Below are 25,717 nucleotides of genomic sequence, written 5' to 3' on the forward strand. Positions count from 1 at the left end.
AGTTTCAGCGTTTCAGCTTTTGATCATCTCCCGCACCTTGGCGGTCAGCAGATCGAAGGTGAACGGTTTGGTGATCATCTGCATCCCCGAATCGAGGAAGCCGCCACGCACTGCTGCGTGCTCGGCGTAGCCGGTGATAAACAAGACTTTCAAACCTGGCCGATATTGTCGGCCAACCTCCGCCAGTTGCCGGCCGTTCATGCCCGGCAGGCCGACGTCGCTGATCAGCAGGTCGATGCGCTGCGCCGAGTTCAGAATCGGCACGGCGCTGTCGGCATCGCTGGCTTCGACAAAGGCATAACCCAATTCACCGAGCACCGCGCAAACCAGCACGCGCACGGCTGGGTCGTCCTCGACGATCAGCACGGTTTCGCCGTCCAGCGCGTCCGGGGCCTGTTGAACAGCGGAGTCGGGACTGGACAGTTCTTCGCCGCGAAAGCGTGGCAGGTAGAGTCTGACCGTGGTGCCTTCGTCGATTTCGCTGTCGATCGAGACATGCCCTCGGGACTGCTTGCTGAAACCGTAGATCATCGACAGACCGAGGCCGGTGCCCTGGCCGATCGGTTTGGTGGTGAAAAAGGGATCGAACGCGCGGTTGATGACACTTTGCGGCATACCGCTGCCGTTATCGGTGACACTGAGCATTACGTAATCACCGGGTTCAAGATTGCTGTAGGCCTCGGTGAATTCACGCTTGAGCACCTGATTGCTGGTCTCGATCACCAGTTTGCCGCCGTCGGGCATGGCGTCGCGGGCATTGATCACCAGGTTGAGCAGGGCACTTTCGAGTTGATTGGGGTCGGCCTCGGCGACCCACAGTTTGTCGTTGAGGCGCATGTCCAGTTGAATGCTTTCGTTGAGGCTGCGTTGCAGCAACTCACCCATCGACAGCACCAGGGTGTTCATCTGCACGGCTTTTGAGTCGAGCGATTGCCGGCGCGAGAACGCCAGCAGACGGTGGGTCAGACTGGCAGCGCGATTGGCCGAAGTCACGCCCAGATCAATCAGGCTGTCGAGGTCATCCAGACGTCCACGGGCCAGGCGCCGACGCAGCAACTCGAGGCTGCCGATGATGCCGGTCAGCATGTTGTTGAAGTCGTGGGCGATACCGCCAGTGAGCTGGCCGACCGCTTCCATTTTCTGCGACTGGCGCAGCGCTTCTTCGTTATGCCGCAGTTGTGCGGTGCGCTCTTCGACCTGTTGCTCAAGGGTTTCCAGTGTCGACTGCAAACGCCGCTCGCTTTCGCTCAGATCGACCAGCCGGTCGCGCGCCTCGTATTGTCGTCGTCGGCCACGCAGTGCGGCTGACACCATACTGACCAGTGTTGCGGGATGAAACGGCCGTTCAAGAAAGCTTACGTTGCCCAGCAGATCGCTCAGCCGCGAAGAGGGGCCTTGTTCCTGACCGCCGTGATGGGTCAGCAACACAATCGGCAGATCCGACCAGGCCGGTTGCTGTTCAAGGTGCAGGAACAGCGCTTCCAGTTCCGGCCCGCGCAAGGCTTCGGCGGCGACCAGCAACAGACCGGCACCCAGTTCGAGCTCCGAGCACAGCGCACCCAGAGTTGGCGTGACGACTCCCGCGTAGCCGACCTCGTTGAGGATCATCAGCGCAATCTGGCTGTCGCGACCCACGGGCGCCAGAATCAGCGCCCGTTCGGCCAGCGGCACCTGAACCGTCACAAGGTCTCTTCCTGAAGCAACGGATTGCTCGCGCCGAGGTAAGTCGGTACGCCGCGCAGTACGCCCTGAAAGGCTTCCAGCGGTTCGCCGATGGTCATGCCTTGCGTGGAAATGCGGTATTCACGAATGGTCGATTCGTGGCTGCCGGTACGTTTCTTGATGATGGAAATCGCCCGGCGGACTTTGCCCAGTGCTTCGAAGTAGCGCAACAGAATCACCGTGTCAGCCAGATAAGTAATGTCGACCGGCGCCTGCATGTCGCCGACCAAACCATGCTGGGCGACCGTCATGAACGTCGCCGCGCCTTTGCGGTTCAGGTACAGCAGCAATTCGTGCATGTGCAGGACCAGCGCGTTCTCTTCCGGCATCGCCGCCTGATAGCCATTGATGCTGTCGATGACCACGGTTTTGATCTCGCCCTCATCGACACAGCGCCGGACGCGATGGGAGAACTCGCCCGGCGAAAGCTCGGCGGCGTCGACCTGCTCGATCAACAGATTGCCGGTAGCCTGCAACGCCTTGAGATCGATGCCGATGTTCTTCATGCGTTCGAACAGCAGGCCGAGCTCTTCATCGAAGATAAACAGCGCGGCTTTTTCGCCACGACCCACGGCAGCGGCGGCGAAGATCATCGAGATCAACGATTTGCCGGTGCCGGCAGGGCCGAGAATCAGCGTGCTGGAACCGGTCTCGATACCGCCGCCGAGCAGTGCGTCCATTTCCGCGATGCCGCTGGTCAACTGCAAGCGTGCATAGTCGCCGCGGTGTTCAGCCGCCACCAGCCGCGGGAACACATGCACGCCATCGCCCATGATGGTGAAGTCGTGAAAACCACCGCGATACTTCTGCCCACGGTACTTGACCACCCGCACGCGTCGCCGCTCGGCGCCATAGTTAGGGGTCAGTTCCTCCAGACGAATCACCCCGTGCGCAACGCTGTGCACGGTCTTGTCGAGGGACTCGGTGGTCAGGTCGTCAAGCAGCACGACGGTGGCGTTATAGCGCACGAAGTAATGCTTGATCGCCAGAATCTGCCGGCGATAGCGCAACGAGCTTTGTGCGAGCAAACGGATCTCCGACAGGCTGTCGAGCACGACTCTCGTCGGTTTGAAGCGCTCGACCGCCTCGAAAATCTGCTTGGTGGCTTCGCCCAGCTCCAGGTCGGAGGAGTACAGCAGACTCTGCTGGTGTTCAGCATTGAGCAGGCTTTCCGGGGGCGTCAGCTCGAAGATCTTGATGTTGTCATCCAGCGTCCAGCCGTGGGACAACGCCCCTTGCCGCAGTTCGCGCTCGGTTTCCGAGAGCGTGATGTACAACGAGCGTTCGCCGGCTTTCGCGCCGGCCAGGAGAAAATGCAAAGCGACCGTGGTTTTGCCGGTTCCGGGTTCACCCTCCAGCAAGAAAACATGACCGCGAGACAAACCACCGGCGAGGATGTCATCCAGACCCACAATGCCGGTAGCGGCTTTCGCACTGATCAACTCGTTAGAAGTAGACAAAAAATGCCCTCTCATGACTAGGGGAAGCGAGGCCGTCGACTGAATCGAACGGCCTGATTAACTTGACCCTTTGGCGTGATGGCAGTTCCGAAATTCCTTGCGGGATGTGTCGAACGAGCTGTCGAAAGTGCTTCAGAGACCTTGTTGCAGCGCCGGATCATCCGGATTGAGCTGCTCCAGCTGTGCCAACAGAATCTGCACATTCTGCAGTTGGCCGCTTTCTTTCCAGTAATTGATCAGCAAGACCCGCGCCTTGCGGTCCGCAGGGTGACGCTGGACGATTTCCTGCAACTGCTTCTGCGCCGCTTCCAGTTCTTCGGCGCTGTGCAGGGTGGTGGCGAGGTCGTAGCGATAATCCTTGTTGTCGGGCTCAAGCTCGACGGCTTTGGACAAACCGAGCAGGGCGTATTCACGCTGATCGTGGTGCAACAGCCAAAGACCCAAGGCATGTTGCAGATAAGCCGAGTCAGGTTGTGCCTTGAGTTGCTGGCCCAGCAGTTGCCGGGCGGCGTCGGTTTGGCCCTGGCGATCGAGGACATCGATCTGCATCACCAGCGCAGGCAGATTGCCGGGCTCCAGACGCAATGTGTTGTCGAGTGCGACCTGCGCCTCTTTGAGTTCAGCGTTGTGGATATGCAGGCGAGCCAGTTGCGCGTAGTTGGCGGCGCTTTCGGGCTGCGCCTTGAGTGTCTGTTCCCAGCCATCAATCGCTTGTTGCAGCGGTGCGAAATACAGACCCAGTTCATCCGGCGTCAAGCCCAGCAGGGCGTTGATCGCGGCAAAACGCACGGTTTGATCTTCATCTTCGAGCATCGGCCCGAGCAACAGGCTGCGTTGTCCGCCCGGCACCAGTCCCACCACGCTTTTTATCGCCGCCAGCCGTACTTCGGGGGCTTCGTTCTGCAGGTCCGTATCGGCCAGTTTCAGCGCTTGCGGGCTCGGGTAGTTGGGCAGCTCGCCGTGCAGCCACACGCGTCGTTTGACCGAGATGTCCGGGCGGCCCAACTGTTGATACAACTGACGCGCCGCGCCCGGCTCACCCGTGCGCGCGGCATTCAACGCTTCGCTATAGCCATGCTTGATCGCGTCGGGAATGACCGGGGCGGTGCTGCGCACGGACAACCAGGCCACGCTGATGACAAGCACAAGGCCCAGGCTGATAAGCAGGTAGCGGCGAGACTGAGGCATGCAGGTTTCCGAAACAGGCGTACTTGAGCAGAGCGGCAAGCTTCGGTCAGCTCGGCCCACGAGTCAAACCCTGTGCATGCGAATCGCCCTACACGCTGTGTCGACTCAGTTACCCGTCAGGCTTTCGATGCAGTGTCTACGCTTGCAGAAGTCGTTTCGATGAGTGTGCCCATGCAAGCCCTGTTCAATTATTTCAAGGCAGTGATCCACCCCGGTCAGGCCGTTCTGCTGTTTGCCCTGCGAACCATTGCGGCGGGGTTGCTGACATTGTATCTGGCGTTTCTGTTCGACCTCGATCAGCCCAAGTGGTCGATCATGGCGGTGGTCATTGTCAGCCAGCCGCTGGCCGGTATGGCGCTGGCGCGCAGTTTCGGTCAGGTGATCGGCACGACCCTCGGAGCGGCGGTGGCGGTGTTGATCATGGCCATTTTCCCCCAGGCGCCGCTGCCATTCATCACCACCCTGGCCCTGTGGCTGGCGCTGTGTACGGCCGGCGGCACGTTGCTGCGTTACACCAGTTCGCAGGCGTTCGTGCTCAGTGGTTACACGGCAGTGGTGGTGGCATTGCTGGCGATTCCGGATCAGGACGGTACATTTCTGCTGGCGGTTACCCGCGTCACCGAGACCTTGCTGGCCGTGGTATGCGTCTGTGTGGTCAGTCTGCTGACGGCTCGCCCGCAAGCCGTGGCCAAGGGATATTTCGCCAAGGTTGATCAGGTGATCAAACTCGCCGCCAGCCACGCTGCGGCGGTGCTGCGTACGGAAGAAAGCGAGGCCGAGTTCCAGCGCCGGCAAATGCAGTTGCTCGGCGAGATCAGCGCACTTGAAGGCTTGCGGCGGCACTTGTATTTCGATGCGCCACGTTTGCGCAGCGCAAACAATCTGGTGCTGTTGCTCGGCAATCAGTTGATGTTGCTCACCTCGCGGCTGACGGCTTTACGGCATCAGCGGCAGTTGCTCACCGAGCGCTGGGAGGGCGATCTGCCACTGGCAGTCCAGCGACTGCGCGCCGAAGAACTCGCGGTGCTTGATCAATTGGCGGAGCAGGGGCGTTCGGTATCGGCCGATGCGCGTCATCGTTTCATCACATTGCAGAAGCAATTCGATGACCTGGCCTATGAGGCCGAACAATTGACCGAGGACATGAGTGCCACGCTGCGTTCCCTCGCTTGGGCGTTGCGCTGGGAGCAGGCGCGGCTGCTGCAACAACTCGAACAGATCCTTGAGTTGAGCGATGCCATTCAGGAAGGCAGGGAAGCCAGTTGCCTCTATCGCGGTCAGGCGAGCCCGCTGCATCTGGACTTCACGCTGGCGTCGATGAATGCCATCCGCGCTTTCACTGCGTTGCTGGTCGCGGGGCTGATCTGGATCGAAACCGCGTGGGACGGTGCCCGTGGCGGGATGATTCTGGTGGGCATCCTTTGTTCGCTGATGGCGACGTTCCCGCGCCCCTTGCTGGCAGCGCAGAGCTACGCACGGGGGTTGGGACTGGCGTTGCTGGTGTCGGCGCTCTATCAGTTCATGCTGGTGCCCTCGATCAGTGACTTCGAGCCGCTGGCGCTGATGATCGCGCCATTGTTGTATGTCATCGCGGTGGGACTGGCGAGCCCTGCGACAGCCGGTATCGGCATGGGACTGGGCTTGTCGAGCTTCCTGATGATCGGCCCGCAGAATGTCGGTACCGGGCAGAACACCGCCATTCAATGGTTCGAGTTTGCCGGCGCCTATGTCAGCGCGGCGATGCTGGCGTTGATCGTCTACGCGTGGATTTTCCCGTTCCGCCCGGCGCTGCGAATTCGCCGTTTGTACAACGAAGCACGCGAACAGGTGTATGCCTTGAGCAAGTTGCCGGCCACCGATGAACAGCAATTTGCCTTCGAAAGCCGCATGGTCGATCGCCTGACCAGCATGCTTGGCCTGCTGCCGGCGGTGAACAGCCGCGCCATGCAGCAACTGTATGAGATCAGCCTGGCCTGCGTAGCACTGGGCGTAGCGATACACCAGTTGCGACAACAGGCACAGCACAACGCGCTGCTGACGGACACCTTCACTCAGCGCCTGTCTTCGGCATTGCGCAAGACCGGGCGTTTTGTGGCCGGGCGCCAGGATGTTCAACTGGCGCCCTTGCTCGACACGCTGCACGCATTGGGCGACGAGCTGGATGAGCTGCACGTCGCCAGCCATGAGCATGTGTGGTCGCTGTTCCGTATGCGCGTGGCCTTGTTGATCGTCGTGTCATTTCTGCAGCGCCACGGTGAAACCCTGCAGCGTTCTGTTCCGGTAGGAGAAGCAGCCCTTGCCCATTGATTTCGAGATCGGCGGCGTCTACCTGCCGCCCATTGCCCAGGCGTTATTGTTGGCCATACCGATATTCATGGTGCTGGACTGGGGGTTGCGGCGCCTGGGTGTATTGCGTCTGGTCTGGCATGAAGCGCTGTTCGAAGGAGCCTTGTATGCCTGCGTCTGTGCCACGTTGATTTTGCTGATGGGAGCCTGATGCCTTGAAAGTGTTATTCACGCGATTGATCACGCTGGCAGTGGTGTTGCTGGCGATCGTGCTCGGCTGGTTTGCCTGGGAGCATTACACCCGCGCGCCGTGGACTCGCGATGCCCGGGTGAGAGCGGATGTGGTGACGCTGTCGGCTGACGTCTCCGGGCGCATTGTCCGCCTCGCGGTGCAGGACAATCAGCATGTCGACAAGGGCCAGCTGCTGATGGAGATCGACCCGGCGCGTTACCGTCTGGCGGTGGAGCATTCGCGCCGCGAGGTGGAAGTGGCCAAGGCAACGCTGGGGCAATCGCAAGCGGCCATCGTTGCCAGTGAAGCCTTGCTCAAACAGCGGCAAAGCGAAGAACGTCGGCGGCGCACGCTCAAGCAGGGTTTCGCGATTTCCGGGGAAGAATGGGAAAAATCCAGTACCGATGTGGCGGTGGCTCAGGCCGACCTGTTACGCAATCAGGCCAATCTCGGTCTGGCCGAGGCTAACGTGCAACTGGCGATTGCCGCGTTGACCCAGGCCGAACTGGATTTGCAGCGCACCCGTGTCGAATCCCCGGTCAGCGGCTATGTCACTAACCTGCTGACTCGCGAAGGTGACTACGCAGTAAGTGGCGGCGCCTTATTGGCGCTGGTTGACAGCGATTCGTTCTACATCAGTGGTTACTTCGAAGAAACCAAGCTGCCACGAATCGTGGAGGGTGATCGGGTTCGCGTTCAGTTGATGAGCGGCGAAATCTTCGGCGGCACCGTGCAAAGCATTGCCTTCGCCATTGCCGACCGGGAAAACGCGCCGGGCAGCCGGTTACTGGCCAACATCAACCCGAGTTACACGTGGGTAAAACTGGCACAGCGGGTGCCGGTGCGGATCGAGATTGATGGTGACTACGCCGGCAAGAACCGCCTGCGTGCGGGCACCACAGCGACCGTCACCGTGCTGGAAAACTGATCCCTGTAGGAGCTGCCGCAGGCTGCGATCTTTTGATCTGCTCTTTTAAAGCAAAGTCAAAAGATCGCAGCCTGCGGCAGCTCTTACAGAAGAGGGTGTGATTTTCGAGGCATAAAAAAACCCCGCGACCGAATGATACGCGGGGCAAAAAAATTGGTTGGTTGCGGCCAACCAAAGGAGCTCTTTAACAATCGATTACTTGCTGGCGACTGTCTCCGGTTGCCAGCCGCCGCCAAGGGCTTTGTAGATCGCAACGATGCCGCGATACAGGTCGACTTCGGCCTGGGCCTGACTGTCTTCGGCGTTCAGGCGTTCACGCTGGGCGTCGAGCAGCACGAGGAAGTCAGTCGTACCCTCGCGATAGCGGATTTCAGCGAGGTCGGCAGCCTTGCGGCTCGATTCGCTTTGACGGATCAGCGAGATCAGGCGCTGCTGACGTTTGCCGTAATCGCTGAAGGCGTTTTCCGACTCTTCCAGTGCCAGCAGTACTTGTTGCTCGTAAGTCGCCAGTGCGCCTTCGGCATCGGCATCGGCGCCGCGCAAACGGGCACGCACGCTGCCAAGGTCGAACGCCGCCCAGGTGATGCTTGGGCCGAGTGCCCAGGCGTTGGCCGCCGAGGAACCGATCTGCGAACCACGTCCGGCGGTCCAGCCGAGGAAGCCACTGAGGCTGACTCGTGGGAACAGATCGGCTTTCGCCACGCCGATGCGCGCCGTGGCCGAAGCCAGTTTGCGTTCGGCGCTGAGAATGTCCGGGCGACGCTGCAGCAGTTCGCCCGGATCACCGATCGGCAAGGCCTTGGCAATCGCCGGCAAGTCTTTCGGGCTCAGATCGACGGTCAACTTGTCCGGACGCTCACCGAGCAGGGTAGCGATACGGTTTTTCTGCCGAACCTGTTCCGCCTGCAATTGCGGCACGCTGGCTTCGACCGAGGCCAGACGGGCGTCGGCACGTTCGACATCGAGCTGATCGCCAACGCCGGCATCACGCAGGCTGATGGTGATCTTGCGCGACTCCTGCTGGTTGTTCAGGTTGGCCACGGCGATTTTCTCGCGCAGCTGAGCGCCACGCAGTTGACCGTAAGCGTCCACCAGTTCGGCAATCATGGTGACTTGCAGTTGATACAGGTCGGCTTCGGCCGCTTGCTGGTCGGCGTCGCTGGCTTCCAGATTGCGCTGGATGCGCCCGAACAGATCGAGTTCCCAGGCCATGTCCAGGCCCAGATCATAGCGTTCGCTATTGACCCGGTCGGTGGTCTGGCCGGGAATCTGGCCCTTGCCCAAGTCACTGCTGGCGCGGCTGGTGATGGTCGGCATCGCATCGTTGCTGGCATCGTCGCGGATTGCCCGGGCGGCTTTCCAGCGGGCGAACGCCACGCGCAGTTCACGGTTGCCTTGCAGCGATTGGGTCACCAACTGGTTGAGGGTCGGATCGTCGAATTGCTGCCACCAGATGCCTTCGAATTTCGAACGGTCGAAGTTCTTTTGCCCGGCGGCGCCGTCGGTGACGGCCGTGATGTTGGCCGCCTCCGTGGCTGGGGTCTTGTAGTCGGGGCCGACGGCGCAGGCACTGAGGGCCAGCACCAGCAGACTCGGCAGGAAGACTTTCAGACTCATTGTTGCGCCTCCAGTGGCTTTTGAAGATTGAGCGCCTTGGCTGCTTTGCGCTGCTCACCGCGTTCAACAAAGTTACGGATCAGTACGTAGAACACTGGCGTCAGCAACAGACCGAAGAAGGTCACCCCGAGCATCCCGGAGAACACCGCCACACCCATGGCGTGACGCATTTCGGCACCGGCACCGCTGGAGAACACCAGTGGCACCACACCCATGATGAACGCGAAGGAGGTCATCAGGATCGGTCGCAGACGCAGACGGCAAGCTTCGAGTACCGCAGCGAGCGGGTCGAGGCCTTCTTCCTGTTTGTCCTTGGCGAATTCGACGATCAGAATCGCGTTCTTACAGGCAAGTCCCACCAGTACGATCAGGCCGATCTGGGTGAAGATGTTGTTGTCACCGCCCGAGATGATCACACCAGTGATGGCCGACAGCAGGGTCATCGGTACGATCAGGATCACCGCCAGTGGCAGACTCCAGCTTTCGTATTGAGCGGCGAGCACGAGGAACGCCAGCAGTACGCAGAGCGGGAACACGAACAGCGCGGTGTTGCCGGACAGAATCTGCTGGTAGGTCAGGTCGGTCCACTCGTAGGTCATGCCGTTCGGCAGCTCCTCTTTCAGCAGTTTCTCGATGGCTTTTTCGGCCTGACCGGAGCTGTAGCCCGGGGCTGCGGCACCGTTGATTTCTGCGGTGATGAAGCCGTTGTAGTGCATCACGCGATCCGGACCCGAGGTGTCGCTGACCTTGATGAAGGTCGCCAGCGGGATCATTTCGCCTTTGTTGTTACGGACTTTCAGCTGGCCGATCTGGTCGGACTCGAGGCGGAACTGCTGCTCAGCCTGAACGTTGACCTGATAGGTGCGCCCGAAGCGGTTGAAGTCGTTGGCATACAACGAACCCAGGTAGATCTGCAGGGTATCGAAGATGTCGCTGACGGCCACGCCGTGGGTCTTGGCTTTTTCACGGTCGATAGCGGCATCGACCTGTGGCACGTTCACGGTGTAACTGGTGAACAGGCCGGCCAGTTCCGGTACGCTGTGGCTCTTGTTGATGATGTTCATGGTTTCCTTGTACAGCTCGTCGTAGCCCAGGTTGCCCCGGTCTTCGATTTGCAGACGGAAACCACCAATGGTGCCCAGACCTTGTACCGGCGGTGGCGGGAAGATCGCCATGTACGCCTCTTGAATGTTCGCGTATTGGCCGTTCAAGGCACCGGCAATTGCACCGGCGGACATGCTCGGATCTTTACGTTCGTCGAACGGTTTCAGCGTCACGAAGACGATGCCGGCGTTCGGGCTGTTGGTGAAGCCGTTGATCGACAGGCCCGGGAACGCCACGGCGCTTTCCACGCCTGGTTGTTTCAGCGCCATGTCGGACATGCGCTTGATCACTTCTTCGGTGCGATCCAGGCTCGAAGCGTCCGGCAGTTGTGCGAACGCTACCAGGTACTGCTTGTCCTGGCCGGGGACGAAACCGGTCGGCGTGCTGGAGAAACCGAAGAAGGTCAGCACCATCAGGCCTGCGTACAGCAGCAGGGCGATGCCGCTGCTACGGATAACCCGGCGCACCGTGCCGACGTAGCCATGGCTGGCACGATCGAAGAAACGGTTGAACGGACGGAACAGCCAGCCACCGAAGATCTTGTCGAGTGCCTTGGAGAAGCGGTCTTTCGGCGCGTCATGGCTTTTCAGCAACACAGCGGCCAGTGCTGGCGACAGGGTCAGCGAGTTGAACGCCGAGATCACGGTCGAGATCGCGATGGTCAGTGCGAATTGCTTATAGAACTGCCCGGTTAGGCCAGAGATGAAGGCCGCCGGAATGAACACCGCACACAGCACCAGTGCCGTGGCAACGATCGGGCCGGTCACTTCACGCATGGCGCGCTTAGTGGCTTCGACGGGATTCAATCCGAGCTCGATATTGCGCTCGACGTTCTCCACCACCACGATGGCGTCGTCCACTACGATACCGATCGCCAGTACCAGTCCGAACAGCGACAAAGCGTTGAGCGAGAAGCCGAACAGGTGCATCACCGCAAACGTACCGATCAACGACACCGGCACTGCCACCAACGGAATGATCGAGGCACGCCAGGTTTGCAGGAACAGGATCACCACCAGGACCACGAGAATCAGCGCTTCAAAGAGGGTGTGAACCACCGCCTCGATCGAGCCGCGCACGAAGATCGTCGGGTCATAGACGATGCTGTAATCCATGCCTTGCGGGAAGTTTTTCTTCAGCTCGTCCATCTTGCCGCGAACTTCGTTCGAGATGTCGATGGCATTGGAGCCTGGACGCTGGAAGATCGGGATGGCCACCGCTGGTTGGTTGTCCAGCAACGAGCGCAGGGCATATTGACTGGAACCGAGTTCAACGCGAGCGATGTCTTTGAGACGAGTGATCTCACCATTGTCGCCAGCGCGAATGATGATGTTCTCGAACTCTTCCTCGGAGACCAGACGGCCCTGAGTGTTGACCGACAGCTGGAAGCTCTGGGCATTCGGGGCAGGGGGCGCACCGAGTTGGCCGGCAGCCACCTGACGGTTCTGCTCACGGATCGCGGTGACTACATCGGTCGCGGTCAGATTGCGCGAAGCGGTCTTGTTCGGATCCAGCCAGACACGCAGCGAGTAGTCGCCCATACCGAACAGCTGCACGTCACCGACACCACCGAGACGAGCGAGCTCATCCTTGATGTTGAGGATCGCGTAGTTGGACAGGTAGAGCATGTCGTAGCGCTTGTCCGGCGAGGTCAAGTGCACAACCATGGTCAGATCGGGCGATGCCTTGTCGACGGTGATACCGATGCGCGTCACTTCTTCGGGAAGTTTCGGTTCGGTACGGGTCACCCGGTTTTGCACCTGCACCTGCGCGTTGTCCAGGTCAGTGCCCAGGGCGAAGGTGATGGTCAGGGTGATCTTGCCGTCGGCGGTCGACTGCGAGGACATGTACAGCATGTTCTCGACGCCGGTGATGGCCTGCTCCAGCGGAGCGGCCACGGTTTCACCGATGACTTTAGGGTTGGCGCCCGGGAAGTTGGCACGTACCACCACGGTTGGCGGAACGACTTCCGGGTACTCGCTGATCGGCAACTGGAACAGCGAGATCGCACCGGCGATCAGGATCAGCAGCGAGAGCACCGCTGCGAAGATCGGCCGTGAAATGAAGAATTGGGAAAAATTCATCGGAGTTGTCGTCCCTTAACCGCGTGGGGTCGTAGCAGCCAGCTTCACAACCGAACCAGACGCGCCTTTGGCAGGGGCGACTTTGGGCAGGTTGCTGGCTTCCAGCGCTTGACGTTGTTGAGCGAGTGCCGCGATGGTCTGTTCGCTGGCCATCGGGATCACTTCAGGGGTGACCGGTGAACCAGGACGAACCCGTTGCAGACCCTTGACGATGATCGTGTCGTCCTTGTTCAGGCCGGTACGGACGATGCGCAGGCCTTCGATTTTCGGACCCAGTTCGACGGCTCGGTACGCGGTTTTGTTGTCCGCATCCATCACCAGCACGAACTTCTTGCCAAGGTCAGTACCGACCGCTTCGTCGTTGATCAGCATGGCGTTGTAGGTGCCGCTGCCGACCAGTTTCAGGCGTGCGTAGAGGCCCGGGGTGTAGGTGCCGTCGCTGTTGTCGAACACCGCGCGACCACGGATTGTGCCGGTTTTCGGGTTGACCTGGTTGTCGACAAAGTTCATCTGGCCGAGGTGCGGGTTGCCGTCTTCATTGGACAGGCCCATGTACACCGGAGTAGTGGCGCCGCGCTGACCGTTGCGGGCCAGTTGGGTGTATTTGAGGAACACACGCTCGTCGGCGTCGAAGTAGGCGTAAACGCGATCGGTGGAAACCACGCTGGTCAGCGGCGTAGTGTCGGCGGTGACGAGGTTGCCAGCGGTGATTTCGGCACGGCTGACGCGGCCACTGATTGGCGCGGTGACGCGGGTGAAACTCAGGTTCAGTTTGGCCAGGTCCAGTTGCGCTTGCAGCGCCCCGACGGCGGCGCGAGCTTCTTGTGCAGCGCTGGTACGCGAGTCGGCCAGTTCGGCGGAAATGGCGTTGCTGGCGCGCAGACGTTCACCACGGCCGGCTTCGTTTTCACTGCGGGTGGCGTTGGCGCGGGATTGGGCTACAAGGGCTTCGAGGCGGCGCACCTCAGCCTGGAATGGACGTGGGTCGATCTGGAACAGCAGGTCGCCTTTTTTGACCAGCGCGCCTTCGGTGAATGCCACCTCGTCGATCTGGCCGGAGACCCGTGGACGGATTTCAACGGTTTCCGGCGCTTCGAGGCGCCCGGTGAATTCGTCCCACTCGTTGACCGGTTGTTCCAGCACCTTGGCCACGCTGACTTTCGCAGCGGGCATGCTGGCGGCAGTCTCCGGAGTCTTGCCGCAGGCGCTCATCACCAGTACGGCCAACATGGCCAACGGGAAGCGCAAATGTTTGAGTGACTGTTCCATGGATGCATCCGCCAATGTATTGAAGATGGGCGGATGATGCTCGGCGGGGTGTGATGGCACGAATCGAATGAAGCAAAGGTAACTATCATTCGGAATGATATAAGACCCGAACGAGCCCTCTAGCATGCACCTTTCGTTAGGTGGCTATCAATCTACTTGGTGGCAATTCTCTGTTGCCTGACCTGCAAAAGTCAGGAGCGAGGCTGCGCGGCGGGGATTACGCGGGGATTAAAAATGCCGAACCCGCCATGGCGGCGGGCTCGACAATGCGGTCAGAGTTTCGGCAACTGGCCGATGCGTCCGATCATTTCCGTCACGATCTGCAGATCCAGCTGGAATTGCTCCACAGTCTTGAACTCGCCATCGGTGTGCCCGGTGTATTTCACATCCGGCATGGCCAGACCGAATTGCACGCCGTTCGGCAATTCATGCACCGAGGTGGCGCCAGCGGAAGTGCCGAACTCGTGTTTCATGCCCAGATTTTCAGTCGATACCGCCAGCAGCGCCTTGACCCACTCACCTTCAGGGTTGCGGTACATCGGCTCGGCGATCGAATAGTCGAAGGCAACGGCTACATGGCTCTTCTTGCTCCACGCCGCCAGTTTCTCAGCGATTTCAGCTTTGAGCTTCTCCGGCGACTTACCTTTCGGAACGCGCAGGTTGACCGCGAGTTTGAAAGCTTTTTCGTCCATGCCGACGTAGGTCAGCGAGGTCGTCAGCGGCCCCATGAAGGCGTCGGAGAAACCGACATTCAACTTGTTGCCCAGGTAGTCCAGACCCCAATTGTCGGCAGCGTAACGCGCGGCATCGGTGATGTGGTTGTGCTTGAGCGCGACTTTGCCATCAAGGCTATTGATAAAGACCAGCATCCGCGCGACCGGGTTGACCCCGGATTCGGGCTCGGAGGAGTGCGCAGATACGCCAGTCACGGTGAGTTTGACGTCTTTGCCGTCGACCTTGGCGCTCACCTGGAAATCGCCGCCATTGCGCTTGGCAAACTCGTCACCGGCCTTTTGCAGGCTGGCAGCCAGTTCAGCAGGTTTGTCGGTAATCAGGGTGGCGACCGACGCCGAAGGAATCTGGTTGGTCGCCAGGCCACCGGTCATCGAAATGATTTCCGCACCTTTGCCTTCACCTTTGCGCTTGGCGAAGTTGGCCATGACGGTGCCGTAGCCTTTCTCGGCAATCACCACCGGGTAACCACCATCCAGCGCGAGGTTGTAGTTCGGCGTCGGATTGCGTTCGAAGTAGTAAGGGATCGCGTCGCCCGTGGTTTCTTCAGTGGTGTCGACCAGCAACTTGAAGTTGCGCACCAGCGGCAGTTTTTCTTCCTTGATGACTTTCATGGCATAGAGCGTGACCACGATGCCGTTCTTGTCATCCTCGGTGCCGCGACCATACATGCGATCGCCGATCAGGGTGATCTTGAACGGGTCGAGGCGGGTACCATCCTTGAGCACCCAGTTTTCCGGCGTCACCGGCACCACGTCGGCATGCGCGTGAATACCGACGACTTCATCGCCCGTGCCGTCGAGAGAGATCTCGTAGACACGATTGTCGATGTTGCGGAATTTCAGATTGAAGGACTCGGCGAGACTTTTGATCTTCGCGGCGATCTTGATGAATTCCGGGTTGTCATGCTGATCGACGCCGTCTTTGCGATAAGTCGGGATCTCGACCAGTTCGCGCAGGGTTTCAGTGGCGGCAGCGCTGTATTTCGCGCGCGTGTAGAGACCCAGCAGACGATAGATTTCGTTCTGCTGATCGGCGTTTAAAGTCTTGTTATCGAGATAGGCGCGAATCGCCGGACCGATGTCGGCGGTCTTGGCCAGATCACTCTTGCTCAGGCTGCCGAGGAACTGACGGAAGTCTGTGGCTTTGTCTGCACTGTAAGTCTTGAGAATTTCAGCGCTCTGCTGCGGGGTGATATTGGCTTGTGCGGGCGCCGTGAACACGGCAAGACCGGCCAGCATCAACGTGGTGGCAGCCAGTTTTTTGAAAGGGACATTCATTACGAAGGGCATTCCTTTGCAGGGCAGTGAGTTAGGCGTGTCTCAAGGTTGAGACACATACGCTTACAACCTAACACCGTGTCAGAGCCTTGCGGGAGTCCTGAAAGGGGATGTGTCGCACAAAAATGCAAAAGAGGCGCACAAATGAAAAAGCCCGGGGAAGGTTTCCGGGCTTTTTTATGGGGGCTCACCTGACGACCAGCGCTTCTCCAAATCCTTGCGCCAGGTTCAGCAAAGCGCGGCTATCTGAAGATCTGTTCAATCATGATTCTGGAGGGGATGAATAACGTATTCGTGTAATAGGCCTCATACCCATAGGCGGTTATGCGAACTTTGCACGGGATTGAAGTTTGCGACGTCAGCAACGGTTTGATGGCGTCGTAGTCATTCAAGTCGCGTTGCGTACCATCCGGATTGGTGTAGTAGAAGATCAGGTCGGAGGAAAACCTGTAATTGGGCCTGGCTTGACCGCTTGCGTTCACTCGCCCTTCGGCTTTTACCGCGATTGAATGCTCGGATGAGAACTCCATGTCGCGATTGAGAGAGCAGATCAGGGTAGGGTTGAGCTGGTTGGAGTTTTCGTAATCATTGAAAGCGTTCTGCAAATCCACAGTGGAGTTGAAGTGGGCCGTGAACAGATTGGCGGGGCCGAGCTCAAACGACGATAGCGTGAGGTCGGCGGGCGGAATGCTGGCCGTTTTTACGCAGCCGGTGCAGAGTAGAACGCCCAGGTATATGACCGCGCGGAAGCTGTTCATTGGCCGAAAATACCGTTGATTGAGTCAAAAATCAGATCGCAGGCGGACTTCGTCCCTTGCACAGGTTCTATAAACATCCAGTCAGCAGATGCATGGTGCCTATCAATGGTTTTGTTGATGGTCGGACCAGACTCGATCATCCAACGCTCCCCGAATTCTGCGACACCGTCAGATTGGTCAGGTGTACTGGCGTTGGCCCGGATGTTGATCCATGTTTCAGCGACAGGCGTTGGCTCCGAAAAATAGATGTCGGAACCCAGCCATACCAGGAATCCTTCACCCACTGGATCGAGTGTCACCAGATATTTGATGGTGTAACCGGCTTCGGAAAGGATCTGTGACAGATGTGCGCCGTTCCATCCGCCGAGGCTGTGGCCGACGATGTAAACCGGGCAGGATTTGCTGGGAATGTTGTCGATGAAGTGAGTCTGGATATCGCCGGAACCCCTTGCATCCTTATAACTTTTAGGGAACCCCGTGTATTTCGCCGGCAGCTTGGCGCTGCCCGCAATTTTGCCGTCGAGCTGTTTTTTTGCGTCGTCGATATTGTGGAACGCGCCTTGAAAATAGTATTTCTCTTGGTCGGCAGCCCCACCAATGAAAAAAACGATCGCCTTCTTTACGGGAACGGGAGCCGTCTTTACCGACTGGTCCTTCACGAGTGTTAACGTCGGCGTGACGGCCAGACTCGCGGTATTTCCATTGGGAAGCTGGATTTGCTCTGCCGGCATGTTTTCAATCTTCCAGAAATAGTTTGAAGGTTTCTGCCACGTGTGAACTCACGACGTGCGTGAACCCCAGCGAATCACTGGTGCCGTACTCGAAACTGCCGTCCGCGCGCTGAATCGCGTAGGCATGATTAGGCATGGGCTCACCGGTGCTTTCGTCGATCAATTTGATCTTGTCGCTGAAGTGCACCGGCATCGGCAGCAGACCGCTGAAAGGTGCCGAGACGAAGGTGTCGCCGATGATGACTGTTCCGGAACCGCCCACAACGATGTTGCCGTGTCCGCCCGTGCTGTCGATCGTCGCAGCATTCAAACCATTGATGAAAACGGTCGAGCTGACGCCTCCCGTGATCGGACTGCCACAAGCGGATTTGTCGGTCATCCGGGCGGCAGCAAGCCCGTCAAAGTTCACATTGGGTGAACCACTGGCAATTGGATTTGTGCCATGTCCCGGAAGAGGGCAGCTAGTGGGGTCCGTGAGGCGTGCAGCAGGTTTTCCGCTCATGCGAAGTTCCGTTTCAAGAGGTCAGATCGGGCAGCCGTGATGAATAGCCGTATCGTAGAACAGCCAGGGCTGTTCGCTGGATCGACAGCCTTGGTGGTCGTAGTAATCGGGAATGGTGAGGATGTGGTGTCAGCTCTGCGAGACATTGACCCCATGTGCATCCGGACGGATGCGAGTGTTCGCCTTCAATCACATCGGTGGTGTTTGAAGAGGCGAGGGGCACAAGCGCTTGCATACGTGAAGTACGCATCAAATTTTACCGTCCCTGGAAATTTCGTTGCGAAGAATGCCGCAAGCTACGCTTGCGTTCAATAATATTCAGAACAGCCAGCGCGATTCACAGGCTATCTGGATCGCCAAAAAACATCTGAATCCGCGACCGCAACCAACGCTCACCCGGATCATTATCCTGCGACCCACGCCAAGCCATGTGCAGTTCAAACGTACGCGTCGGCAGTGGTGGATCTTCCGCGCGAACGCCGCCAGCCGCCGTCAGCGCATCCGCCGTGTAATCCGGCACGGTCGCCACGATGTCAGTGCCCGCCAACAACGTACTCAAGCCATTGAACTGCGGCACGGCCAGCACCACATGCCGTTTGCGCCCGAGTTTTTCCAGCTCTTCATCAATGAAACCACTGAGGTCGCCGGCAAACGACACCAGCGCATGCGGACGTGCGCAGTAGTCGTCCAGGCTCAACGGCCCCGGCACGGTATCGGCGCGCAGCAATTTTGGTGCGCTGCGACGCAGGACCTTGCGCTTGGCGTTGGCCGGCAGGTCCGTGGTGTAGCTGACGCCAATGGATATCTCGCCGGAGGCCAACAGGCCCGGCATCAATATGTAGTTGACGCGACGGATCACCAGCACGATGCCCGGCGATTCGGCGCGCAGGCGTTTGAGCAGCATCGGCAGCAGGGCGAATTCGACGTCGTCGGACAAACCGATGCGAAATACCGAAGTGCTGGTGGCCGGGTCGAATTCGGCTGCACGGCTGACGGCGGTCGAAATCGAATCGAGGGCGGGCGAGAGCAGGGCGAAGATTTCCACCGCGCGGGCGGACGGTTCCATGCTGCGCCCGGTGCGCACGAATAACGGGTCATCGAACAGGCTGCGCAGGCGCGAAAGCGCCGCACTGATCGCCGGTTGACCGAGGAACAGCTTTTCTGCCGCCCGGGTCACACTGCGTTCGTGCATCAATGTTTCGAATACGATCAACAGGTTCAGGTCGACACGACGCAGGTCATTACGATTCATCTGGAGTCCTGGCAGAGTCATCAAGCTTGACGAGAGCGGCCATATGAGAACAATGGCCGGCATGAATCTTACGGGGAAAGGCTGGTACTCTGCACCGGAAAATTCAGCTTTACTGAGACGGTGGCAGCAGTTTTTTCATGGATTTTGCCACTGCCGCCCCTGTTGCGGAATCAATGACAGGCATGTCGACTATTAATAGCCACTGATAGTCTTGGGTCAAAAGCCCAGATAGAGTTCATGGCATTAGAGGTTACTTTGACGAGGTTTGCGATGTCCCGCACGATCCGTTTTCACAAGTTTGGTCCGGCCGAGGTGCTCAAATGCGAAGAGCATGCGGCCGCTCAGCCAGGTCCTGGCGAAGTGCAGGTGCGTGTCGAGGCGATCGGCATCAGCTGGTATGACACCCTCTGGCGTCAGAATCTGGCCTCGTCTCAGGCGCGACTGCCTGCGGGTCTTGGTCACGAGATGGCCGGTGTGATCACCGCTGTCGGCGACGGTGTCGATGATCTGGCAGTGGGTGACAAGGTCGCCAGCTTTCCGGCCGAGAGTGCGAACGACTACCCGGTCTACGGTGAATCGATCGTGCTGCCGCGTACTGCGCTGACCCGTTATCCGGATGTACTCAGCCCGATTGAAGCCAGTGTGCATTACACACCGCTGTTGATCGCCTACTTTGCCTACGCCGATCTGGCGCGGGTCAAGCCGGGGCAGTTTGCCCTGGTCACTGACGCCAGTCATTGCGCCGGTCCTTCGTTTGTCCAGTTGGGCAAGGCGATGGGCGTGCGGGTGATCGCCGCGACCAAGGAAGCAGAGGAGCGCGAGTACCTGCTGTCCCTTGGCGCTGAAAAGGTCATCGTCACCGAAGAGGAAGATCTGTTGATGCGAATCAACAAGATCACTGACAACCGCGGTGTCGACGTGGTGTTCGACGGCCTCGGCGGTCCGCAGATGTCGCTGCTTGGCGATGTGCTGGCGCCGCGTGGCAGCCTGGTGCTGTACGGCCTGCAGGGTGGCAACCAGACGCCGTTCCCGGCCTGCGCAGCGTTCCAGAAGAACATCCAGTTCTTCGTGCACTGCATCGGCAACTTTACCGGCAAGCCGGAACTGGGCATCACTCAGGACCACGTCGCGCTGCAACGTGCCCTGCGTGATATCAATCAGTTGACCGCTGACCGTGTGTTGCTGCCGCTGAAGACGCGTGTATTTCCGTTCAACGAGTTCGTCGAAGCGCATCGCTACATGGACGAATGCCCGTGCCGCGAACGGGTAGCCCTGCAAGTCGAACCGGCGTAAGCCCTGTCATCAGAGTCCGTGGCCCCACGGACTCTTCTGCGTTTAGCTTCCCCTCCTGAAAAACAGCGCACCGTGGCAATGGCGCCACGACCGATCAGCAACTGAACCGGTTTTTGCTCGCGATCTGTATCTTCTAATCACAATGTAAGCCCTGATAATTGAATGATTACTTTCATCTCAAGGAATGAGCCATGTCTGTGCTTTCAATTTGTCCTGCGCGATATAAAACGAGCAAATCTGTTGGTCGTGCCTATTTCTGTTTAATTGTTGTAGGCCTATTCGGAAACCGCTTCTCTTTTTCTTGTACTCACTTGTCGTGGGACCTTGTGGGAAGTTTCCTAGGATCGCGTCCAGAAAAAAATATCCCAGCAATTACAGGGGGTTGAGGTTGTCTTTTGGCGGCTGAAGGGTTTTTTTAAGCTCAAGTGTTTCAAATAACTTCAAACTTGTAAGTGTTAGCATTCGAACGTCTATTACTTATTGATGAATTGTCGCCCGACTGATATTTCAGTGCGTGCGGCAGGAAACTTTCGATACTGGGTAAATACCGATGAGCACGATCCATGATCAGGCAATGAACTATGTCTACCAGCAAGTATTGCAACGTTTGCTGAGTTTCTTTTCCCGCGCGGAGCGCACGGCGCTGCAGTTGCTGATCCAGCGACTGGCAGTGGCGGCGGGCGGCATGGAGAACATCGGTCATTTCAAGGTGCTGGTGAACCAGTCCGGGTCGCGCGACAGTTGTTACACCCTGGCCTTGCTGCGGGCCGCGCAATTGAGCATTGCCGGCCGTGCGCCTGCGACCTTTCAGCTACGGGTGGCGACCTTGCGCTGGAACGGCAACAGTGAAACGTCCCTGCAAAACCTGCACCGCAGCTACAGTGCACTGTTTCTGTATGACGATCCTCGGGTAGAGCTGGTGATGGTCGATCACCGCGAGGTGTTGCCGTTTGATCATCAGACACCCATTGGCGAAGCCGGTCGCGAGAGCAATCGTGTCAACCTGCTGTTGATCGGGCATCGTCGAGCCTGGAATGAACCGCTTGAACTGTGGGATGACGCGTACCTGGCCACCGCCGAGTTCTACGGTCAGGTTGCACGCTGGAACAATGGCGTCGACGCGATGATCGGCAGCGAGTCCGCACGTCGTCAGCGGCACTTCCTCGACGGACTGGAACGCGCCACGCACAAAGCCGCGATTGCCGCGCCGCAGATGAGCACCGTCGGTTTTGAAATGCTGTTCCCGCTGCTCGACGGGCTGGGCGGCGATTATTACCGCGAGTTTTACCCCGAAGAGGAGCGGGTAACCTGGCGCCCGGAAGGTCATTTCGAGGCCTGTCGGCGAACCAGTTTTATCAATATCAACGACATGATTGTCGGCAAGCTCGAAGAACGCTGGCCTTTGCTGAGTGATTTTCTGGGTTTTCAGGCTGACGACGTGACGCTCTATCAAGGAGACGATGAACACGTGGAGCCTGTGGTGGCCGCGCACTTGCGAGGTTTGCAGACGCAATTCATAGAGGGGCGCACCTATGAGGCCGGCGTCAGTGATTACCTGACCGGTCTCCTGATAACCATGCGGCAAAAGCAGGTCCCCGAGCCTGTGTGCGAACAATTGCTGGCAAGCTTCGGCGATTTGCAGGCGCCCGAGCATCTGCGTTCGCAGGCGGCAAACGCCTTGCAGGCCAGTTTCGAGCTGAATGAAATCCAGCTGGCATGCCTTTTGTTTGCGCCTTTTATCAATGGGGGCGCCGGGCTCGAGCGCTTCTTGCGCAATTGTCATCCCGGGATGCTGGTGGCGTTGCCGGATCTGCATCGGGCAATGCAAGGGCTGCATGCTCCGGAGCAGGTACTGAAGTGGATGACGGATGTCAGCGGGCTGCCAGTCAGGATGATTGTGCGTTTGTATGCAATGGCGCCTGTGCGCATGCCTGAATCCAGCGAAGGTGCAGCGCAGAACGACAACGAGGACGATACGCTGGCTGAGCCTCCCGCCGATCGAACGGCGGAAGGTTGATCGTGTGCTGCTTGTCCGCAGATGAGCCCATGCCCATGGACGCGGGCTCGTGAAAACGTCGAGAGAGAATGACTTCGTTTACCAGGCGGTTTATCGGTATTTGAAGTTGTTGATAGACGAGGCGGGGAGTAGCCCGCCAGTGCGCTTGCCGTCACTGCGACAATTGGCTGAACGGCTCAATGTGTCGATCTCGACTGTCCAGTACGCGTATTCGCTGCTGGAGAAGGAAGGGCGGGTCTATTCGATTGCCAAGTCCGGTTACTACGCGCAGCCGCTGCACGTGATGGATTCGCCCGACAGCGGCAGTGATTTGCTCGAAACCGTTTACGTCAACGCCAGGCGACCCGGCATGTGTGTGTTGAGCAGTGATGAACCCGCCTCGCTGCAACCACTGGACAGTCCATTGCTGATGCTGGAGCGTGAACTGCTGCGCCAGTATCCTCGTCAGCCGCAAGCGCTGGTGCAACCTTGTGGAGAGCTGGAACTGCGCATGGTTTTGGCCGCGCGCTACACCTCGTCTACCGCCAATTACTGGCGCGCGGATGACGTCTATATCGGCGCCGACCTGCGCAGTGTCCTGGAAATACTGATTTCGGTGCTTGAGTTGCGTCGGGCCACCGTGATCGTTGAATCGCCTTGTGACTGGGTGATCTTGCGTCTGCTGGAGGCCGCTGAAGTGCGCGTTATCGAGCTGCCGTTGCTTGCCGGAGGCGTGATCGATGCGCAGCGACTGGAGTCGTTGCTGCAAAGTGAGCCGGTGCGTCTGATTCTTTTGTCAGCGGCGTTGAGCATGCCCCGGGGCACCTTGCGCCCACTGGGCAACCAGCAGGCAATCGCGCATTTGCTCCGCCACCATGGCACGTGGGTGCTGGAAAACGATTGTTACAGCGAGCTTCATGAAGGCGGTGACGCCCAGCGCTTGCGCGACTGCCTGGACCCGGATCGTTTGCTGGTGTTCTCCACGTTCGAGAGATTCATCGGTGCCGAGGCGCCTTTCGGCTTTTTGCTGTCGCGTCATTGGCGTAATGAATTGCAAAGGCATTTCCTGTTGCGCGCGTTTCGCTTGTCGCCCATCCGTCAGAAGGCTATCGCCAGGCTGCTTGGCGGTGGTCGGCTGGATCAGCATCTGGCCATATTGCGGCGGATGCTCAAGGAGCGGCGCACGCACCTGATCGACCTGTTGCGCGAGCGCCTCGGTGATGCGTTGCAGATTGTCGAACCCCAGGGCGGCGCAACCGTCTGGGTGCGTTCGCTGCGACCGGTGAACATGGGGTATGTTTTTCAGCGTCTGCTCAGGCAGCAGATCGTTATTGCGCCGGGCGAGCTGTTCAGCCTGCAAGGCCTGCATGCACACCACCTGCGTTTGAGCCCGCTGACTCATGCCGACCATGACCTGGCCAGTGTGGTCGGGTTGATCGGTGACGCATTGCGGCTGGCACCCACTGACTAACGTTAAAAAACATCGGGAGAGTCCCGGATAGATCCCATCGCACTGCGGTCAAACTGCCAGTAAACTGCGCTCCATTCCTGAACCACTCTATTTCAGAGGTTTTGCATGACACTCAGTCCTTTTGCGGGCAAACCGGCACCGGCAGAATTGTTGGTCGATATCCCGCGACTGGTGACGGCTTATTACACCGGACAGCCCGACGCCTCGATTTCCACTCAGCGTGTGGCGTTCGGTACGTCCGGACACCGGGGCAGCTCTTTCGACTTGAGTTTCAACGAATGGCACGTTCTGGCCATCAGCCAGGCGATCTGCCTGTATCGCGAAGCACAAGGGATTACCGGGCCGCTGTTTGTCGGCATCGACACCCACGCGCTGTCGACCCCGGCCGGTGCCAGCGCGCTGGAAGTGCTGGCGGCCAACGGTGTCACCGTGATGATCGCCGAAGGTGATGAATACACGCCAACGCCAGCCATTTCCCACGCCATTCTTTGCTACAACCGTGGTCGCACTTCGGGTCTGGCAGACGGCATCGTCATCACGCCGTCGCACAACCCGCCACAAAGCGGTGGTTACAAGTACAACCCAACCAATGGCGGTCCGGCCGACACCCACATCACCAAGTGGATCGAAGCCAAGGCCAATGAACTGCTGGCCGCCAAACTGGCCGGTGTGAAACGCATCAGCTACGAGCAGGCGCTCAAGGCCAGCACGACGCATCGCCACGATTACCTGAACACCTACGTAGCCGACCTGATCAACGTCATCGACTTCGACGCCATTCGCGACGCCAAACTGCGTCTGGGCGTTGATCCGCTGGGAGGAGCAGGGGTGCGCTACTGGTCGGCGATTGCCGAGCATTACCGCCTCGATCTGCAAGTGGTCAACAAGGCAGTCGACGCGACGTTCCGTTTCATGACCGTCGACTGGGATGGCCAGATTCGCATGGACCCGTCGTCCAGCCACGCGATGCAAGGCCTGATCGGCCTGAAAGAGCGATTCGACGTGGCTTTTGCCTGCGACCCGGATCACGACCGCCACGGTATTGTGACGCCGTCCGGTGGCTTGCTGGCGCCGAACAATTACCTCGCGGTGTCGATCGATTACCTGTTCCAGAACCGCCCGCAGTGGCGTGCGGATGCCGGCGTGGGCAAAACCGTGGTCAGCAGCGGTCTGATCGATCGTGTTGCCAAGCGTCTGGGGCGTCGACTTTACGAAGTCCCGGTCGGTTTCAAATGGTTCGCTGACGGCCTGTTCGATGGCTCGCTGGGTTTCGGCGGCGAAGAGAGCGCCGGCGCATCGTTCCTGCGCAAGGACGGTGGCGTGTGGAGCACCGACAAGGACGGTCTGATCCCGGCATTGCTCGCCGCCGAAATGACCGCACGCACCGGTCGCGATCCGAGCCAGGCCTACAAGGCATTGACCGATGAGCTGGGCGAACCATTCTCGGTACGCGTCGACGCCAAGGCCAACCCCGAGCAGAAAGCACTGCTGAGCAAATTGTCACCGGAGCAGGTCACCTCGACCGAACTGGCCGGTGAGAAAATTCAGAGCATTCTCAGCCATGCGCCGGGCAACGATCAGGCGATCGGCGGTCTGAAAGTAATGACTGAAAACGGCTGGTTCGCTGCGCGTCCGTCGGGCACCGAAGACATCTACAAGATTTACGCCGAAAGCTTCATCGGTGACGACCACCTGAAACAATTGGTCGTAGAAGCCCAGGCGCTGGTGGATGGCGCCATCTCCAGCAAGTGATGTTCGCAAGTGCATGAAAAAAGGGGCAACCATTATGGTTGCCCCTTTTTTTGCCCGTCA

The 25,717-nt window shown here is 59.0% G+C and carries 18 protein-coding genes; 7 read left to right on the plus strand and 11 right to left on the minus strand.

The window, feature by feature from the left end:
* Window positions 1-12 precede the first annotated feature (12 nt).
* The 3 genes from U6037_RS13500 to U6037_RS13510 all read right to left on the minus strand — a co-directional run bounded on the left by U6037_RS13500 (window position 13) and on the right by U6037_RS13510 (window position 4,370).
* The gene (locus U6037_RS13500; protein ID WP_322847111.1) at window positions 13-1,683 is read right to left on the minus strand and encodes an ATP-binding protein; all 1,671 of its coding nucleotides are present in this window, start codon (window positions 1,681-1,683) and stop codon (window positions 13-15) included.
* Window positions 1,680-3,182, minus strand: coding sequence for an ATPase domain-containing protein (locus tag U6037_RS13505; RefSeq protein WP_322847112.1), 1,503 nt, complete (start codon window positions 3,180-3,182; stop codon window positions 1,680-1,682). The genes U6037_RS13500 and U6037_RS13505 overlap by 4 nt, the downstream gene beginning before the upstream one ends.
* Before the next feature lie 132 nt (window positions 3,183-3,314).
* Window positions 3,315-4,370, minus strand: coding sequence for a tetratricopeptide repeat protein (locus U6037_RS13510; RefSeq protein ID WP_322847113.1), 1,056 nt, complete (start codon window positions 4,368-4,370; stop codon window positions 3,315-3,317).
* A gap of 171 nt (window positions 4,371-4,541) precedes the next feature.
* On the opposite strand from U6037_RS13510, the gene U6037_RS13515 reads away from it, so the two are divergent.
* The 3 genes from U6037_RS13515 to U6037_RS13525 are packed head-to-tail and all read left to right on the plus strand — an operon-like array spanning window position 4,542 to window position 7,816.
* Complete coding sequence (locus U6037_RS13515; RefSeq protein WP_322847114.1) at window positions 4,542-6,677, plus strand: FUSC family protein; 2,136 nt, start codon at window positions 4,542-4,544, stop codon at window positions 6,675-6,677.
* Window positions 6,667-6,867 (plus strand): DUF1656 domain-containing protein, encoded by a 201-nt coding sequence (locus U6037_RS13520; RefSeq protein WP_016987298.1) that lies wholly within the window; start codon window positions 6,667-6,669, stop codon window positions 6,865-6,867. The genes U6037_RS13515 and U6037_RS13520 overlap by 11 nt, the downstream gene beginning before the upstream one ends.
* Before the next feature lie 4 nt (window positions 6,868-6,871).
* Window positions 6,872-7,816, plus strand: a complete 945-nt coding sequence (locus tag U6037_RS13525) for an HlyD family secretion protein (RefSeq protein WP_322847115.1) — start codon at window positions 6,872-6,874, stop codon at window positions 7,814-7,816.
* Between the two features lie 195 nt (window positions 7,817-8,011).
* On the opposite strand, the gene U6037_RS13530 is transcribed toward U6037_RS13525, so the two are convergent.
* The 8 genes from U6037_RS13530 to U6037_RS13565 all read right to left on the minus strand — a co-directional run bounded on the left by U6037_RS13530 (window position 8,012) and on the right by U6037_RS13565 (window position 19,145).
* Window positions 8,012-9,433: a TolC family protein gene (locus U6037_RS13530; protein WP_322847116.1), complete on the minus strand. Its 1,422-nt coding sequence runs from the start codon at window positions 9,431-9,433 to the stop codon at window positions 8,012-8,014.
* Window positions 9,430-12,621 (minus strand): efflux RND transporter permease subunit, encoded by a 3,192-nt coding sequence (locus tag U6037_RS13535; protein WP_322847117.1) that lies wholly within the window; start codon window positions 12,619-12,621, stop codon window positions 9,430-9,432. Before U6037_RS13535 ends, U6037_RS13530 begins: the two co-directional genes overlap by 4 nt.
* A gap of 15 nt (window positions 12,622-12,636) precedes the next feature.
* Window positions 12,637-13,890: a multidrug efflux RND transporter periplasmic adaptor subunit MexE gene (mexE, locus tag U6037_RS13540; RefSeq protein ID WP_242207094.1), complete on the minus strand. Its 1,254-nt coding sequence runs from the start codon at window positions 13,888-13,890 to the stop codon at window positions 12,637-12,639.
* A 272-nt stretch (window positions 13,891-14,162) separates the two neighbouring features.
* Window positions 14,163-15,902 carry a dipeptidase gene (locus U6037_RS13545; protein WP_322847118.1) on the minus strand — a complete coding sequence of 580 codons (1,740 nt, stop codon included), beginning with the start codon at window positions 15,900-15,902 and terminating at the stop codon, window positions 14,163-14,165.
* 242 nt (window positions 15,903-16,144) lie between these two features.
* Complete coding sequence (locus U6037_RS13550; RefSeq protein ID WP_322847119.1) at window positions 16,145-16,660, minus strand: hypothetical protein; 516 nt, start codon at window positions 16,658-16,660, stop codon at window positions 16,145-16,147.
* The gene (locus U6037_RS13555) at window positions 16,657-17,391 is read right to left on the minus strand and encodes a hypothetical protein (RefSeq protein WP_007914925.1); all 735 of its coding nucleotides are present in this window, start codon (window positions 17,389-17,391) and stop codon (window positions 16,657-16,659) included. The genes U6037_RS13550 and U6037_RS13555 overlap by 4 nt, the downstream gene beginning before the upstream one ends.
* Before the next feature lie 4 nt (window positions 17,392-17,395).
* Complete coding sequence (locus U6037_RS13560) at window positions 17,396-17,893, minus strand: PAAR domain-containing protein (protein ID WP_007914923.1); 498 nt, start codon at window positions 17,891-17,893, stop codon at window positions 17,396-17,398.
* Window positions 17,894-18,230: 337 nt separating this feature from the next.
* The gene (locus U6037_RS13565) at window positions 18,231-19,145 is read right to left on the minus strand and encodes a LysR family transcriptional regulator (RefSeq protein ID WP_034154182.1); all 915 of its coding nucleotides are present in this window, start codon (window positions 19,143-19,145) and stop codon (window positions 18,231-18,233) included.
* A gap of 270 nt (window positions 19,146-19,415) precedes the next feature.
* On the opposite strand from U6037_RS13565, the gene U6037_RS13570 reads away from it, so the two are divergent.
* The 4 genes from U6037_RS13570 (at window position 19,416) to pgm (ending at window position 25,657) form a co-directional block, all read left to right on the plus strand.
* Window positions 19,416-20,438, plus strand: coding sequence for a zinc-dependent alcohol dehydrogenase family protein (locus U6037_RS13570; protein ID WP_016983050.1), 1,023 nt, complete (start codon window positions 19,416-19,418; stop codon window positions 20,436-20,438).
* A gap of 550 nt (window positions 20,439-20,988) precedes the next feature.
* Window positions 20,989-22,455 carry a hypothetical protein gene (locus tag U6037_RS13575; protein WP_322847120.1) on the plus strand — a complete coding sequence of 489 codons (1,467 nt, stop codon included), beginning with the start codon at window positions 20,989-20,991 and terminating at the stop codon, window positions 22,453-22,455.
* Between the two features lie 49 nt (window positions 22,456-22,504).
* Entirely contained in the window at window positions 22,505-23,905 is a 1,401-nt protein-coding gene (locus tag U6037_RS13580) for a PLP-dependent aminotransferase family protein (RefSeq protein ID WP_322847121.1), read from the plus strand.
* A gap of 105 nt (window positions 23,906-24,010) precedes the next feature.
* Window positions 24,011-25,657 carry a phosphoglucomutase (alpha-D-glucose-1,6-bisphosphate-dependent) gene (gene pgm, locus U6037_RS13585; RefSeq protein WP_322847122.1) on the plus strand — a complete coding sequence of 549 codons (1,647 nt, stop codon included), beginning with the start codon at window positions 24,011-24,013 and terminating at the stop codon, window positions 25,655-25,657.
* Window positions 25,658-25,717: the final 60 nt, after the last annotated feature.

It is taken from the genome of Pseudomonas sp. B33.4, from assembly GCF_034555375.1.
In the GTDB taxonomy this organism is placed as follows: Bacteria; Pseudomonadota; Gammaproteobacteria; order Pseudomonadales; family Pseudomonadaceae; genus Aquipseudomonas.